Here is a 15,395-nt window from a genome sequence, read left to right on the forward strand (position 1 = left end):
CACATTCGTGGCTGGACGTTTCGCCCCCCGGCCCACGCGTACGACGGTGCGCGGTGGGGAGGTCGCCGTGCCCGCGACCGTGCCGCGGCAGCCGGCTCGAGCGGCGGCGCGGGTGCGGACCTGGGCGCCGGAGGGACCGCTCGAACCGGGGCTGGCCCTGGGACCGCTGCGGCGCGGCCCCGGTGACCCCACGTTCCGGACCACGCCGGACGGGTCGGTGTGGCGAGCGTGCCTCACCCCGGCCGGGCCGGGCACCTTGCGGGTGTCGGCCGTCGCCGGTCAGGTGCGCGGCGAGGCGTGGGGCCCCGGCGCGGACTGGCTCCTCGACCAGCTCCCCGACCTCCTCGGCGCCTCGGACGACCCTTCCCTCTTCGCCCCGCGGCACCGGATCGTCGCGCTCGCCCGGCACCGCCGGCCGGGGCTGCGGCTGGGGCGGAGCGGGCTGGTCCTGGAGTCCTTGATCCCCTCGATCCTGGAGCAGAAGGTCACGACCGACGAGGCGTACCGCGCGTGGCGGCTGCTCGTACGGAAGTTCGGCACGCCGGCGCCGGGACCGGCGCCCGGGGGCATGTACGTGATGCCGGCGCCGCGCACCTGGGCGCTGATCCCTTCCTGGGAGTGGCACCGGGCCGGCGTCGACGACAAGCGGGCGTCGACGATCCTGCGTTCGGTACGGGTCGCCGCGCGGCTCGAAGAGGCGATGGGGATGGAACCCCCGGCCGCGCGGGCTCGCCTGGAGGTCGTACCCGGAGTAGGGCCGTGGACATCGGCGGAAACCGTCCAGCGCAGCCACGGAGCGCCGGACGAGGTGACCGTCGGGGATCTCCATCTGCCGGGGATCGTGGGCTGGGCCCTGGCCGGTGACCGGGACGCGGACGACGCCGTGATGCTCTCCCTGCTGGAGCCCTACGCCGGGCAACGGCATCGCGCGGCCCGCCTCATCCTCCTGAGCGGCAGGGTCCCACCCAGGAGGGCACCGCGGATGCCGCGAGGAGACATCGGCCGGCTGTAAGGCCGGCCCCTCGCGGACCGGCTTCCCACAGCCCACCGCGGTCCCCGCGGCCCCGCAGTCGCGTACGGCGAGAAGGGGCCGTGCCGGCGGCCCCTGCCCCCTACTGATCAGACGAGAACCGCACCGCACCCCCCGGAATCCGCACGTCGCACCACACCCGCGCCCCGTCCCGAAGCTCGTTGTCCGGCCCCACCACCGCCCCGTCGCCGATCACCGCACCGGTGAGGACGGAACGCCGGCCGACGCGAGCGCGGGTGCCGATCAGGGAGTCGGTGATGACGGCGCCGGGCTCGATCACCGCGCCCGGCAGGATCGTGCTGCCGAAGACGCGCGCGCCCTCCGCGACGAACGCCCCCTCGCCCACCACCGTGCCGCCGGCCAGCTTGGCGTCCGGCGCCACCCTCGCCGTGGGCAGGACGAGACGGTCACCGCAGCGGCCGGGCACCGCCGGAGAGGGAGCCCGGCCCAGCACCAGATCCGCCGAACCACGCACGAACGCCGCCGGCGTCCCGAGGTCGAGCCAGTACGTGGAGTCGACCATCCCCTGCAGATGCGCGCCGGCCGACAGCAGATCCGGGAAGGTCTCCCGTTCCACCGAGACCGGCCGGCCCGCCGGAATCGTGTCGATGACCGACCGCCGGAAGACGTACGCCCCCGCGTTGATCTGGTCGGTGACGATCTCCTCCGGCGTCTGCGGCTTCTCCAGGAACGCCGTCACCCGCCCGGTCTCGTCCGTCGGCACCAGCCCGTACGCCCGCGGATCCGTCACCTGCGTCAGATGCAGGGACACATCCGCCCCCGACGTCTCGTGCGTCCGCACCAGCGCCCTGATGTTCAGCCCGGTCAGAATGTCTCCGTTGAAGACGAGGACCGGATCGTCAGGACCGGAGTGCAGCCGCGACGCCACGTTCCGGATCGCACCGCCCGTGCCGAGCGGCTCGTCCTCCGTGACGTACTCGATGTGCAGCCCCAGCGACGAACCGTCCCCGAAGTGCGGTTCGAAGACCTCCGCCAGATAGGACGTGGCGAGCACGATGTGCTCCACGCCCGCCGCCCTCGCCCGCGCCAACTGGTGCGTGAGGAACGGCACCCCCGCCGCCCTGACCATGGGCTTGGGCGTGTGCACCGTGAGCGGGCGCAACCGGGTGCCCTTGCCGCCGACCAGGAGGATCGCTTCTGTCACCTGTCGTCTCTGCTTCCTGCCGGGACCGGCCGAACTGTCTTTCGGCCGGCCAGTGTATGCAGACCGATGTCCGGCGCCTTCGACGGCCGTACGCCTTCACCGAAAGCCCCCCACTGAACACGTCCGCCCGATATGTCTGCCTACTGCGTCCGTTGAGCACGTCCGCCGCACACGAGCGCCGACCGGGCCACCACCGCACACCCCCGTCACTCGTCCCGGCTTCCGCGACACGCCCCCCCCGGCCATCACGGCCGCCCCTGGAGGCGTGACGCCTGCTCACGGATGGATCCGAGCTTGCCGTACAGAAGCCGCCCTGGGCAGTCCGTCGCGAAACCGTCCCGGTGTCCGGAGATGACGCTCAGTCGTACGTTCGTACCTTTTTTGTAGAGGTTGCCTCCACCGGACTTCAGGTATGTCTTGCCTCCCGGGTTGCCTCCGAACAGGCCCAGCTTCCAGGCGGCCAACTGCCCCACGGCCTTCACGGTCGTCGCGGTCGGTGACGAGGTGTTGAACGTGCCGATAACGGCGATCCCCGTGCTGTCGTTGTTGAAGCCGAGGGTGTGAGCTCCCATGACCGCCTTCGCCACGCCGCCCGCGCGTCCCTCGTAGATGTTTCCGCACTTGTCGACGAGGAAGTTGTAGCCGATGTCCCGCCAGCCCATGCTCTGGACGTGGTAGCGGTAGATACTGCGGATGACGGACGGGGCCTGTGCGCAGGTGTAGTTGTTCCCGGTGGCGGTGTGGTGCACGAAGGCCGCCTTGACCGACTTGGTGTAGAGGAACCCCTTCTCGCGCAGCTTCTCGTCGGCGCCCCACCCGTGCCGGGTGGTGATGCCCGGGCGCGGGCCGATGTACGGCTGGGCCAGCTGTTCCTGCGTCATCTCGCCGGCGCGCAGCACGAACAGCTCGTCCTCGGTGTCCGCCCGGCCCAGCGCAGGGATCACGGTGGCGCCGATCGGCGCGAGCAGGGCGTTGGGCTCCGCGGAGGCCGCGGTCTCGGCGCTGAGGGGACCGGTGAGCGGGGGGTCGTCGTCGGCACCGGTGCGAGGGGCGGTGGTACCGCCGGTCTCCGCCCTGCCGGGGTCGACGAGTTCGAGGCGGAGGCCGGAGGGCAGCGGGGCGGCCGTACGTTCGGCGGTGCCCTCGGACTCGACGCGCACCTCCACACCGTCGGAGTCCCCGACCCACAGCGGTGCCGTGGCGCCACGGAGGCGGCCGGAGGTGCTTTCGGAGGTGCCCGGGTCGGGAGCGTGCTCGGCGGTGCGGGTCTCGACGTCCTGCCAGCCGGACCAGGCACCGGTTCCGGCGGCCCGGGTCCGGACCTGGACGCGGCCCTGGAGTTCGGCGGCCGGGTCGTCCCAGACGACGCCGACGAGGGAGAACCGCTGCACGTCACGGCGGGGCAGTCCCTGCGCGGGGGGCGCGCCGGGGGCACGCTCACCGGTCAGGGTGACGAGGGGAATGGACTGGGTGCTGCCCGGGATGCCGGGCTGCACGGACCGGCCGGCGGTCTGTGCGGCCTTCGCAGCAGGCGCCGCCAAGGCGTTGGAGGGCAGGGTCAGCGGTAGGGCGAGGGCGGCGGCACACGTCACGCCGATGGAGGAAGCAAGGAATCCACGCATGCTCCTGATCCTGGACATAACTACACAAATCTGTCCATCGGGGAATTGACACGCCGTCGGCAGGTATTCGCCCGAACCGGTGGCCCCGCCACTCGATGCGCACCGGGCCGCGCGCGTACGCTTGCGCGGGTGAACGCCACCGACCGCACCCCTGCCGACCTGCTGCGTTCCGCGCTCGCCGCGGACCCCGCGCGCCCCCTGGTCACCTTCTACGACGACGCCACCGGAGAACGGGTCGAATTGTCCGTGGCCACCTTCGCCAATTGGGTGGCCAAGACGGCGAACCTGATCCAGGACGGGTTGTCGGCCGAGCCCGGCGACCGGATCGCCCTGCTGCTCCCCGCGCACTGGCAGACGGCCGTGTGGCTGCTGGCCTGTTCGTCGGTGGGCGCGCTCGCGGACATGGACGGCGACCCGTCGCGGGCGGACTTCGTGGTGGCGGGTCCCGGCCGGTTCGAGGACGGCCTCGCCTGCCGCGGTGAGCGGTACGCGCTGTCGCTGGCACCGCTGGGCAGGCGGTTCCCGGCACCGCCGGAAGGCTACGCCGACTACGCCGTGGACGTGCCGAGTCACGGCGACCGGTTCACGCCGTACGCGCCCGTGGACCCGGAGGCACCCGCACTGATCGTGGCGGGGGCGGAGTACACCGGGGCGGAGGTCGTGGAGCACGCGGTGGCCGACGCGCCGGGGCTGGACCTGACGGGGCCCGGATCGAGGATCCTGTCCGCACGCCCGTACGACACCTGGGAGGGACTCAGCGCCGGGCTGTACGCCCCGCTCGCGATCGGGGGTTCCGTGGTGCTGTGCCGGAACCTGGACCGCCTGGACGGCGAGCCCCTGGCCCAGCGCATCGAGTCCGAACGCGTCACGGCGACGGCCCGCTAGGCCCCGCCGTCCGGACAACGCCGCGGACGCGGGGTCCCTTACCCGCGTCCGGCCCCGGCCCACCGCACCGCACCCCACCGCTCAGCACCGTCGCCTCCCGGCGGCCTGATCCGGACGGCAGACCCGGGTCCCTGCCGGGAGGAAGCCCCGCCGAGTCCCGCAGCGTGCTCCCCGCACGCCCCGCCGCAGGCGCCCCCCCTCTCGGACCCCCGGGTGTCACCCGATCGGCCCACCACCACCCGCGCCCCCACCCCTTCCGGGTCATGGTCGTAAGAGCAGTAAGGGCAGCACGACACGCTCGTACCGTTCGTACACGCTCGTACTCCATGAGGGGTGGATTCCGTCGTGAGGGACACCGCAGGCTTGCCATCCGGGGGCCCGGACGACAACGCGCCGGCGGTGACTCCCGGGCCGGCCGGCGGGGCTTCGGCGACCGGCGACGGGCTCATACGGCGGCGCCGGCGGCGCTGGACACGGGGTGGGACGGCAGGTGTCGCGGGGGTCGTCGCCGGCGCGCTGGTCGCCGGCTGGATCGTGTACACCAAGCTCGACGGGAACATCACGCCCGACGAGGCCGCGGCCGCCGAGCTCGCGCGCTACGAGCGGGAACGGCCCACCGCGCTGGTACGGGGCGCCCAGAACATCCTGCTCATCGGGTCGGACTCGCGAGCGGGCGAGGGCAACGGCGCGTACGGACGGGACTCCGGCACCGAGCGGTCCGACACCACCATCCTGCTGCACCTGTCGGCAGGGCGCCGAAGCGCCACCGCGGTGTCCATCCCGCGCGACCTGATGGTGGACGTCCCGAGCTGCCTGCGCCCGGACGGCAAGCGCACCGACCCGATGTTCTCGATGTTCAACTACGCCTTCGAGACGGGCGGTTCCGCCTGCACCATCCGCACCGTCGAGCGGATGACGGACATCCGGATCGATCACCACGTGGTCGTCGACTTCAGCGGCTTCAAGAAGCTGGTGGACGCCGTCGGCGGCGTGCGGATCTGCGTCGAGGAGCCGATCGTCGACAAGGAGGCCAAGCTGCGGCTGCCCGCGGGCGTCGTGACCCTCGACGGCGAGCAGGCCCTCGGCTACGTCCGCGCCCGCAAGTCCCTCGGCAACGGCAGCGACACCGACCGCATGGAGCGCCAGCAGCGATTCCTCGCGGCCCTGGTGCAGAAGCTGCGCGGCAACGACGTACTGCTGAATCCGGTGAAGCTGTATCCCGTGCTGGACGCGGCCACGTCGTCGCTCACCACGGACCCGGGACTGGCGAGTCTGCGCGGTCTGTACGACCTTGTCCGTGGCCTGCGCGACATTCCCATGGAACATGTGCAGTTCCTGACGGTGCCGCGGGAGTCGTACGAGGGCAATGCCAATCGCGACCAGTTGATGGAGCCCGCGGCGGAGCGGCTCTTCGAGCGGCTGCGTTCCGACGCGCCGGTGGAAGTCTCCGGAAAGACCGTTCTGGATTTCGCCGGAAGCGCGTACGAGGGGAACGGCGGTACGGTTTCGCAGTCGTACGGTTACGGTGAGTACGCCGATTCCGTCCTCTCCCCCGCTTCTCCGGCACCCACGTTCAGCGGCAAGACGGCCGCCGAGGACGACTGCCGGTAAGGCGCGCGCCAAGCCAGCCCGCATTCGTTCCAGGAAATGGGCGGATTGCCCAGTTGTAGGGACGTGGAATTTGTCACCGTCGTCGCTTGCCGTCGAACCGGCCGGATAGTGTGAGCGCTTCCGGTGCAACCGGCCCCCGGCCACGCAGTCCTTTTCCGGGGTCGCGCACTGTGTACGAGGTTTGTACGAAACCGAGCGCCTCAAGGGGGAAGGCGCCGCGTGGCCCCGACGGAGGATTCAGGCAACCGTGGACGCGCAAGGCCGTGGGCGGGCGGAGAACGTCGATCCCGCAGACCAGTGGGTACTCAATCCGAACACCGGCGAATACGAACTGCGACTGAGCCCTTCCGCACCGCAGTCGACCGTTCCCGGCCCGCGCCGGGCAGGCACCCGCGGTTCCGGCGCGGTACCCCGCGCCCGGACGTCGTCCGCCGGACGGGACAAGCCACCCGCCGGACGGGACAAGCAGGAGGCGCCGGACCGTGAGGTGCCGGGTCCGCGCAGGCGCCGTGGCGCGCCCGCCGAGCCCGCGCCCGGGCGGCGCGGACGCCGGCCCGCGAAGAAGGCGAAGGCGAAGAAGGCCGTGCTGTGGACCGGCGGTGTCCTGGCCTTCCTTCTCGTCGCGGGGGCCGGAGCCGGATACCTCTACCTCGAGCACCTCAACGGCAACATCACCTCCGTCGCCGACGACGGTGCCAGCACCGGTGGCTTCCAGAAGGACAAGGCCATCAACATCCTGCTGATCGGCACCGACAAGCGCACCGGCGCCGGCAACGAGCGGTACGGCGACGCCGGCAGCCCGGGCCACGCGGACACCACGATCCTGCTGCACGTCTCGAAGGACCGCTCCAACGCCACCGCGCTGAGCATCCCCCGCGACCTCATCGTGGACATCCCGGACTGCCCCACCACCCAGGAGGACGGCAGCACCGAGGTGATCCCGGGCTCGACCGGCGTCCGCTTCAACACGAGCCTCGGCCAGAGCGGACGTACGCCGTCCTGCACCATGCGCACGGTCACCGAGCTGACCGGCATCAAGCCGGACAACTTCATGGTCGCCGACTTCAACGCGGTCAAGACGCTGACCACGGCGGTCGACGGCGTCGAGGTGTGCCTGGCCAAGGACATCGACGACCCCGACTCCAAGCTCGACCTGCCGGCCGGCAACCACACGATCGCGGGCGAGCAGGCGCTCGCCTTCGTCCGCACCCGGCACTCCGTCGGCACCGGCGGCGACCTCAGCCGGATCGGCCTGCAGCAGCAGTTCCTCAGCGCGCTGATGCGCAAGCTGAAGTCCAACGACACGCTGACCGACCCGTCGAAGATGCTGAAGCTCGCCGAGGCGGGCACCAAGGCGCTGACCGTCGACTCCCAGCTGGACAGCATCGGCAAGCTCAAGGACCTGGGCCTGGAGCTCGGCAAGCTCAACGTCAAGAACCTGACGTTCACCACGGTGCCGGTCATCGACAACCCGGCCGAGACGGTCAAGGCGACCGTCGTGGTCGACGAGACCAAGGCGCCCGAGGTCTTCGCGGCCATCCAGAACGACGTCTCCTTCACCGCCGTCAAACAGCAGAAGGCCAAGGAGAAGGCCGCGGTGGCCGCCCGGCTGAAGGGCAGCAAGGCCGACCCGTCCGAGGTGCGGGTGCGGATCCTGAACGGCGGCGCCCCGTCGGGCAGCGCGCAGGAAACCCTCAACTGGCTCCAGATCGAAGAGGGGGTCAGCAAGTCCGAGAACGCCGGCAACGCCGGCGACGAGCTGAGCAAGACCACCCTCGAGTACGCGCCCGACCAGGCGGACCAGGCACGCAGGCTGGCCGACATCATGGGTCTGTCCGGGTCCGCGATGAAGCCCGGCGACAGCGAGACCAACTCCCAGGGCCTGCCCACGATGACGCTGACACTGGGCAAGGACTTCAAGGGTGCCGGCGTCTCCCTCACCGCTCCGACGAAGGCGCCGGACGTCGAGAAGTCCACGGCCGACAAGGTCGTGTGCGCCCAGTAGTGAATTGGGGGGTAACCCAACGGGTCCCTCGCGCGTCTGACTTGTCGCGGGGCGTACCCGTCGGTGAAGGCGCAGGGGTGGGAGGGCGGGCGGGTGGCGCAGAGCAGTGTGCGCGGGAACGTTCCGGCAGTGGAGGACGAGGGTACGGAGTCCCGCACGACGCGGAACGGGAGGTCCACGGACGCGTCGGACCTCCGCGGACGCCGCGGGGGGCGTGCGGGGCGCGGGGGGCGCCGCGGCACCCCACGGCGGCCCCCCAGACGGCGCGTGCTGCGCTGGTCGGCGACGGTGCTGTCGGTGGTCATACTCGCCACCGCGGGCGCGGGTTACCTCTACTACGAACATCTCAACGACAACCTGGAGACGGGCCGGCGCAGCGGCGGCGACTCCAAGGCCGAGCGGCCGGAGCCGAACGCGGCCGGGCAGACGCCGCTGAACATCCTGCTGATCGGCTCGGACAGCCGGAACACGGCGGAGAACCTGAAACTCGGCGGCTCCCGCAGCAGCGTCGGCGGCAAACCGCTCGCGGACGTGCAGATGCTGATCCACCTCTCGGCGGACCGCAAGAGCGCGTCGGTGGTGAGCATTCCGCGGGACACCCGGGTCGACATACCCGCGTGCAAGGACCCGGAGACCGGCGAGAGCTACCCGGCGACCAACCGGATCATCAACGAGTCCCTCGCCCGGGGCGGCCCCGGCTGCACGCTGACCACCTGGGAGAACCTCACCGGGGTCTACATCGACCACTGGATGACGATCGACTTCGCGGGTGTGGTGGACATGGCCGACGCGGTCGGCGGCGTCGAGGTCTGCGTCAAGCAGAACGTGTGGGACCGCCCGCTGCCGGGCGTGCCCGGCGGCTCCGGCCTCAAGCTGGCCGAGGGCAGGCAGAAGGTGCAGGGCAAGCAGGCGTTGCAGTGGCTGCGCACCCGGCACGCCTTCTACAGCGACGTGGGCCGGGCCAAGGCCCAGCACATGTACATGAACGCGATGATCCGCACCCTGAAGCAGCAGAACGTCTTCACGGACACCGGCCGGCTGATGAACCTCGCGGAGACGGCCACGAAGGCGCTGAAGGTCTCGGAGGAGATCGGCACGGTCAAGGACCTGTACGACCTCGCCCTGCAGCTCAAGACGGTGCCGACGAACCGCATCACCATGACGACCATGCCGACCGCCACCGACCCGCAGAACGCCAACCACCTGGTGCCGGCCGGGGCGGACGCCGAGACGGTCTGGTCGATGATCCGGGACGACGTGCCCTTCGACAAGAACGGCAAGGACTCCGCGAAGAAGCCCGGGAGCACGGACAGGAACCCCGGCAAGGCGTCCACCGATCCTGCCGCCGAGGACGCCGAAATCGGGGTGCTGGTGCAGAACGCCACCCGGAGCACTTCCGAGGGCCCGGTCGACGGACGGGCGAACGCGCTCGCCGCGGCGCTGGTGGCGAAGGGCTTCACACGGGCGGCGGCGGACACGGCGGGCGGGCTGTCCGTGGAGAAGACGCTCGTCCGCTACCCGAGCGCCGAGTTGGCGGGCGATGCCCAGCGGGTCGCCAAGTCGCTGGGCGTTCCGCTGAGTTCGGTGCAGAAGTCGACCGATGTCACCGGGGTGACGCTGGTCGTGGGCGCCGACTGGCGCGACGGCACGACGTACCCGAAGCAGGGGGCGCCCCGGGCGGGGGACGTTCCCGAGTCGGCGGGCGCGATCAACGGGTCGGACCGTGGCCAGTGCATGGACGTCTACGCGCCCTACCGCTGGTAGCCGGGCCGGGGGCGCGCGACCGGCTGCGCCCCCTGACGGTCACGCGGTGGCGGAGTCCCGCACGGCCGGGCGGCGCGACGCGATGACCCGCCTCGCCAGGGATTTGGGGCTGGTCAGGAAGCCGTACCCCCACGACATGTGCATCGTGGCGAGGGCGAGGGGGATCTGGAGCCGGGCCTTCAACGGCAGGCCCCTGCCCGCCGGTACGGAACCCAGCGCGATCGCCGCCAGATAGCCGCCGGGGATCACGAACCCCCACGGCGTCAGCGCGGCTCCCACGACGAGCCCGGCCGCGATCGCGCAGACGGCGGTCGGCGGGGCGAGGTAGCGCAGGTTGATGGAGCCGGCGTGGTAGCGGGCGACGACGTGCCGCCAGCGGCCGTAGTCCTTGTACTGCTTGGCCAGCGCCTTCACGCTGGGCCGCGGCCGGTACGACACCTTCAGCTCGGGCGAGAACCAGATCAGCCCGCCCGCCTCGCGGATGCGGAAGTTGAGCTCCCAGTCCTGGGCGCGGATGAACTCCTCGTTGTAGCCGCCCTGCTGTTCGAGGGCCGCGCGGCGGAAGACGCCGAGGTACACGGTCTCGGCGGGGGCCGCCTGTCCGCCGGTGTGGAACGCGGCGTTGCCGACGCCGATCTTCGAGGTCATCGCCGCGGCGACGGCGTGCTCCCAGTCGTTCTCGCCCTCGGCGTGCATGATGCCGCCGACGTTCTGCGCGCCGGTCTCCTCCAGGAGCCGGACGGCGGTCGCGATGTAGTTCGGGGAGAGCATGCCGTGGCCGTCGACGCGGACCACGACCGGGTGCCGGGAGGCCTTGATCGCGGCGTTCAGCGCGGCGGGTGTCCGCCCGGTCGGGTTGGGCACGGTGTGCACGCGGGAGTCCTCGGCGACCAGCTCGGCGGCGATCTCGTCCGTACGGTCGGTGGAGGGGCCGAGAGCGATCACGACCTCCATCTCGCCGGCGTACTCCTGGGCGAGGATCGCGTGGACGGCGCCGCGCAGATGCCGCTCCTCGTTGAGGACGGGCATGATCACGGACACGGCGGGGAGCTGCACGTCGGGCTTCGCGTTCATAGGGGGCTCACGTTACCGCGAACGGGGGACAGCGAGCCGCCCCGCCCGTGGCGGTGCACCGGTCCGCAGATCGTATGGGCCTACGGTGCTGATGATCCCACGTACGGCCGTAGCGCCCGCTCCAGCGGAGGTTTCCCATGCCCGCCTCGCCGCCTCGGTCCCCCGCCCGCCCGCAGCACCGGCCGCAGCCGCGCCGCGCGGTGCGTCCGCCCGTACGGCGCAAGAAGCCGCGTTGGGCCATGCGGGCGGTGACCACGCTGTCGGTGGTGATTCTCGCCTCGGCCGGGATCGGGCACGCGGTGGTCTCCAGCCTGGACGCGGGCATCACCCGGATCGACCCGTTCAAGGACATGAAGAACCGGCCGCGCGCCGGGCACGGGATGAACGTGCTGCTGGTCGGCACCGACGGCCGGGACAAGATCTCCGAGGCGGAGCGGCGCAGATACCGCCTCGGTGGGGCGCCCTGCCACTGCACCGACACGATCATGATCGTGCACATCTCGGAGGACCGGGAGCGGGCCAGCGTGGTGAGTCTGCCGCGCGACTCCTACGCCGAGCTGCCCGCGCACACCGACCGCAACAGCGGCACACCGCACGCGGCGCATCCGGTGAAGCTGAACGCGGCGTACGCGGAGGGCGGGCCGCAGCTGACCGTACGGACGGTCGAGAACATGACGCGGCTGAAGATCGACCACTATCTGGAGATCGACTTCGCCAGCTTCATGCGGACCGTGGACGTCCTGGGCGGCGTGAAGGTCTGCACCGCCCGCCCGCTGAAGGACTCCCACACCGGCCTGAACCTCCCCGCGGGCACGCACCGGCTCTCGGGCGGCGAGGCCCTGCAGTACGTCCGCGCCCGGTACGTCGACGGGGCCTCCGACCTCGGCCGGATGCAGCGCCAGCAGGACTTCCTGGCCGGGCTGATCGACCAGTCGACGTCCTCCGGGGTGCTGCTGAACCCGATGAAGTTCCGGGACGTGACCCGGGCGGTGCTGGGCTCGGTGCGCGCGGACAAGGGGTTCGGCACCGACGAACTGCTGGACCTGGGCCGGGCGATGCGCAACTTCTCGCCCTCCTCCTCGGAGTTCACGACCGTCCCCATCGGCCGGATGGGATACGCCGTGAAGGGCATCGGTTCGACGCTCAAGTGGGACCCGGTGAAGTCCGGCCGCCTCTTCACGGCCCTGCGCGACGACAAGCCGCTGGCCACCGACCGGCCCAGAAACACCTCGGTGCGCGTCGACGTCGCCCCCCAGCAGATCCGTGTCCAGGTGGAGAACGGCACACAGACGCCGGGTCTCGCCCGCCGCGCGGACGCGGCGCTCGCGGCGACGGGCTTCAGCACCACCCGCCGGCCCACGAACTCCAGGATCCAGTCCGTACGCCGGACGGTGGTCGCCTACGACCCGCGCTGGGACCGCTCCGCGAAGTCCCTGGCGGCGGCGCTGCCGGGCAGCGAACTGCGGCCGGTCAAGGGGCAGGGGGCGACGCTGAAGGTGATCGTCGGGTCGGACTACCGGCAGGTGCGGAAGGTGAGGGCGGCGGATGTGCGGGAGGGGGAGTTCGGGGTCGTGCGGGGGGACGAGGTGAAGTGCTCGTAGGGCGGGAACAGTTCCCGGGGCACCTCGCCGACGCTGCCCCGTCAGTCCTCGATGCCGTCGGCCGCCCGCTTGGCCCGCAGCTCCATGATGGCCCGGCGCCGGGCCAGGCGGTGGGTCCGGCGGATCTGGGCCTCCTGGTAGCGGCGCTTGTCGCGCTCCGTCTCCGGCAGGACCGGCGGCACCTGGCGGGGCTTGCCGTCGGCGTCGACGGCGGCGAACACGAGGTAGGCGGAGCCCACCTGGGTGGGCGGGGCGGACTCGTTCCAGCGCTCGGCCAGGACGCGGACCCCGACCTCCATCGAGGTCCTGCCGGTCCAGTTGACCTGGGCCTTGACGTGGACCAGGTCGCCGACGCGGACCGGCTCCAGGAAGGCCATCTCGTCCATGGAGGCGGTGACGGCGGGACCACCGCTGTGCCGGCCGGCCACCGCGCCCGCCGCGTCGTCCACGAGTTTCATGATCACACCGCCGTGCACCGTGCCCAGCAGGTTGGTGTCGCTGTGGGTCATGATGTGGCTGAGAGTGGTCCGGGACGCCGAGGTGGGCTTACCCGCTATGTCCGGAGCGACCGGGGTCTCCGGCTCCGGGGCGCTGGCCTGGTCTGTCATGGGCTCCACCTTATGCCGAGGCCGGGACCGCGGAATTTGTGTCAGCTTGGCAACAGCAGCGCTGTGATTTTCCGCCGAACCTTGTAAGGCACATATCCCTGCCCTGCACACTGGGCGCATGAATGACTGGCCCCAGGGATGGTCCGACGACGACCGCGGCAACCGGTACGGACGCGGCAGCGCAGGCGCGCAGCCTGAGAGCGCCCGCGTGATGCGCCAGGTCCGGCGCGGCCCGGCGGCGCCGCCCGGCGGCCGGCAGGCTCCGCAGTACGGCGTCCCGCAGCAGCCGTCGTACGTCGACGGGCAGGGATACGACAGTTACGACAGCGGCTACAACACGGGCCAGGTCTACGGCAGTCCGGGCGGCCGGGGCCCCGGGGGGCACGGTGACGGCTACGGCGGCGGCGCGCCGCGGCCCGCGCCGAACTGGCGGCGCCGCATCAAGGTGACATCGATCACGCTGGTCACCGTGCTGATCGTCACACTCGTCGGCACGTACTTCTGGGCCGATTCCAAGCTCAACCGCGAGGTCGACCTCTCGAAGGTGATCGACCGGCCGGAGGCGGGCGAGGGCACGAACTACCTCATCGTCGGGTCCGACAGCCGTGCGGGCATGACCGACGAGCAGAAGAAGAAGCTGCACACCGGTTCCTCCGAGGGCAAGCGCACCGACTCGATGATGATCCTGCACACCGGCGGCGGCGCCCCGACGCTGATCTCGCTGCCGCGTGACTCGGACGTGGAGATCCCCACGTTCGTCGGATCCGAGTCCGGCAAGACCTACCAGGGCACCGGCCGGCACGTGAAGCTGAACGCCGCGTACGCCGAGGACGGACCCGAACTGCTGGTCCGCACCGTCGAGTTCAACACCGGGCTGCACATCGACCACTACGTCGAGATCGGTTTCGCCGGTTTCGCGAACATCGTGGACGCGGTCGGCGGCGTCGAGATGGACATCCCGCAGGACATCAAGGACTCCAAGTCCGGCGCGGACCTCAAGAAGGGCAAGCAGGTCCTCGACGGACAGCAGGCCCTGGCGTTCGTCCGCACCCGCTACGCGCTGGCCGGCTCCGACCTGGACCGCACCAAGAACCAGCAGAAGTTCCTCTCCGCGCTCGCCAACCAGGTGGCCACGCCGGGCACGGTCCTCAACCCGTTCAAGCTGTACCCGACCATGGGCGCGGGACTGGACTCCCTCATCGTCGACAAGGACATGAGCCTGTTCGGCCTGGCCGACATGTTCTGGGCGATGAAGGGCGTCAGCGGCGGCGACGGCAAGTCCATGAACATGCCGCTCGCGGGCAGCTCCGGCGGCAACCTGCTGTGGGACAAGGACAAGGTGAAGACGCTCGTCGAACAGCTGAAGAACGACGAGAAGGTGACCGTCTCCGGTGACTGACCCCCTGAGCCGGCGGCCCTTCGACGCGGTGCTGTGCGACGTCGACAACGTGATCCGGTTCTACGACTCCTCCCGGGTGACCGCGCTCGAGCGGGCCGCCGGGCTGGCCGAGGGCATCACGATGAAGGTGGCGTTCGCGCCGGAGACCGACCTGCCGCTGATGCTGGGCCGGATCGACATGGGCGAGTGGGTGGAGGCGATCGTGGCCGCCTTCGCCGGGCTCGCGCCCGAGCCGGTGGCGTACGACCTCGCACGGGCCCTCGCCGGGGCGCCCTCCCACGCCGACGGGACCGTGGTGGCGCTGCTGCGCCGGGCGCGGGCCCTGATGCCGCTGGTCCTGGTCAGCAACGCCTCCGTGACCCTGGAGGCCGACCTGGAGGCGCTCGGCCTGTCCGACCTCGCCGACCACGTCGTGAGCAGCGCGCGCGTCGGGCTGGTCAAGCCGGACCCGCGGATCTACCGCATCGCCGCCGATCTGGCGGGCGTACCGCTCGACCGGTGCCTCTTCGTGGACGACGGCCTGGAGAACGTGGAGGCGGCGGCCGCGCTCGGCATGACGACCGTGCACTTCCGGGAACCCGCCGATCTGGAACGGGCCCTGGCGCCGCTGCTCTGAGCGGCGCCCGGGCCC

Annotated in this window: 12 protein-coding genes; 8 read left to right on the plus strand and 4 right to left on the minus strand. The window is 71.3% G+C overall.

Annotated elements, in window-relative coordinates:
• Positions 1 to 7: 7 nt before the first annotated feature.
• On the plus strand, positions 8 to 1,012 hold the full coding sequence (locus ACIHCM_RS24480; protein WP_399899488.1) for a DNA-3-methyladenine glycosylase family protein: 1,005 nt from the start codon (positions 8 to 10) through the stop codon (positions 1,010 to 1,012).
• Positions 1,013 to 1,112: 100 nt separating this feature from the next.
• On the opposite strand, the gene ACIHCM_RS24485 is transcribed toward ACIHCM_RS24480, so the two are convergent.
• Positions 1,113 to 2,195: a sugar phosphate nucleotidyltransferase gene (locus tag ACIHCM_RS24485; RefSeq protein WP_399899491.1), complete on the minus strand. Its 1,083-nt coding sequence runs from the start codon at positions 2,193 to 2,195 to the stop codon at positions 1,113 to 1,115.
• A 245-nt stretch (positions 2,196 to 2,440) separates the two neighbouring features.
• Positions 2,441 to 3,817 (minus strand): peptidoglycan recognition protein, encoded by a 1,377-nt coding sequence (locus ACIHCM_RS24490; protein WP_399899494.1) that lies wholly within the window; start codon positions 3,815 to 3,817, stop codon positions 2,441 to 2,443.
• Between the two features lie 129 nt (positions 3,818 to 3,946).
• Here ACIHCM_RS24490 and ACIHCM_RS24495 point away from each other — a divergent pair, with 129 nt between their 5' ends.
• The 4 genes from ACIHCM_RS24495 (at position 3,947) to ACIHCM_RS24510 (ending at position 10,082) form a co-directional block, all read left to right on the plus strand.
• A complete protein-coding gene (locus tag ACIHCM_RS24495; protein WP_399899497.1) occupies positions 3,947 to 4,702 on the plus strand; it encodes a TIGR03089 family protein in 756 nt (251 codons plus the stop codon).
• Positions 4,703 to 5,101: 399 nt separating this feature from the next.
• Positions 5,102 to 6,313: an LCP family protein gene (locus tag ACIHCM_RS24500; protein ID WP_399899500.1), complete on the plus strand. Its 1,212-nt coding sequence runs from the start codon at positions 5,102 to 5,104 to the stop codon at positions 6,311 to 6,313.
• A 247-nt stretch (positions 6,314 to 6,560) separates the two neighbouring features.
• Positions 6,561 to 8,318 carry an LCP family protein gene (locus ACIHCM_RS24505; RefSeq protein ID WP_399899503.1) on the plus strand — a complete coding sequence of 586 codons (1,758 nt, stop codon included), beginning with the start codon at positions 6,561 to 6,563 and terminating at the stop codon, positions 8,316 to 8,318.
• A 93-nt stretch (positions 8,319 to 8,411) separates the two neighbouring features.
• Positions 8,412 to 10,082 carry an LCP family protein gene (locus ACIHCM_RS24510; protein WP_399899506.1) on the plus strand — a complete coding sequence of 557 codons (1,671 nt, stop codon included), beginning with the start codon at positions 8,412 to 8,414 and terminating at the stop codon, positions 10,080 to 10,082.
• 39 nt (positions 10,083 to 10,121) lie between these two features.
• Here ACIHCM_RS24510 and ACIHCM_RS24515 read toward each other — a convergent pair whose 3' ends face one another.
• Entirely contained in the window at positions 10,122 to 11,156 is a 1,035-nt protein-coding gene (locus tag ACIHCM_RS24515) for a glycosyltransferase family 2 protein (RefSeq protein ID WP_399899509.1), read from the minus strand.
• Positions 11,157 to 11,293: 137 nt separating this feature from the next.
• Here ACIHCM_RS24515 and ACIHCM_RS24520 point away from each other — a divergent pair, with 137 nt between their 5' ends.
• Positions 11,294 to 12,757, plus strand: a complete 1,464-nt coding sequence (locus tag ACIHCM_RS24520) for an LCP family protein (protein ID WP_399899512.1) — start codon at positions 11,294 to 11,296, stop codon at positions 12,755 to 12,757.
• A 41-nt stretch (positions 12,758 to 12,798) separates the two neighbouring features.
• Here ACIHCM_RS24520 and ACIHCM_RS24525 read toward each other — a convergent pair whose 3' ends face one another.
• On the minus strand, positions 12,799 to 13,365 hold the full coding sequence (locus ACIHCM_RS24525; RefSeq protein WP_399899515.1) for an acyl-CoA thioesterase: 567 nt from the start codon (positions 13,363 to 13,365) through the stop codon (positions 12,799 to 12,801).
• Between the two features lie 118 nt (positions 13,366 to 13,483).
• On the opposite strand from ACIHCM_RS24525, the gene ACIHCM_RS24530 reads away from it, so the two are divergent.
• Positions 13,484 to 14,764 (plus strand): LCP family protein, encoded by a 1,281-nt coding sequence (locus tag ACIHCM_RS24530; protein ID WP_399899518.1) that lies wholly within the window; start codon positions 13,484 to 13,486, stop codon positions 14,762 to 14,764.
• Positions 14,757 to 15,380 (plus strand): HAD family hydrolase, encoded by a 624-nt coding sequence (locus ACIHCM_RS24535; protein ID WP_399899521.1) that lies wholly within the window; start codon positions 14,757 to 14,759, stop codon positions 15,378 to 15,380. Before ACIHCM_RS24530 ends, ACIHCM_RS24535 begins: the two co-directional genes overlap by 8 nt.
• Positions 15,381 to 15,395: the final 15 nt, after the last annotated feature.

It is taken from the genome of Streptomyces sp. NPDC052023, assembly GCF_044548465.1.
In the GTDB taxonomy this organism is placed as follows: Bacteria; Actinomycetota; Actinomycetes; order Streptomycetales; family Streptomycetaceae; genus Streptomyces.

Coding starts and splice junctions, on each gene's coding strand:
- ACIHCM_RS24490 (WP_399899494.1), bottom strand. CDS start 3,817: ATGCGTGGATTCCTTGCTTCCTCCATCGGCGTGACGTGTGCCGCCGCC.
- ACIHCM_RS24515 (WP_399899509.1), bottom strand. CDS start 11,156: ATGAACGCGAAGCCCGACGTGCAGCTCCCCGCCGTGTCCGTGATCATG.
- ACIHCM_RS24520 (WP_399899512.1), top strand. CDS start 11,294: ATGCCCGCCTCGCCGCCTCGGTCCCCCGCCCGCCCGCAGCACCGGCCG.
- ACIHCM_RS24525 (WP_399899515.1), bottom strand. CDS start 13,365: ATGACAGACCAGGCCAGCGCCCCGGAGCCGGAGACCCCGGTCGCTCCG.
- ACIHCM_RS24530 (WP_399899518.1), top strand. CDS start 13,484: ATGAATGACTGGCCCCAGGGATGGTCCGACGACGACCGCGGCAACCGG.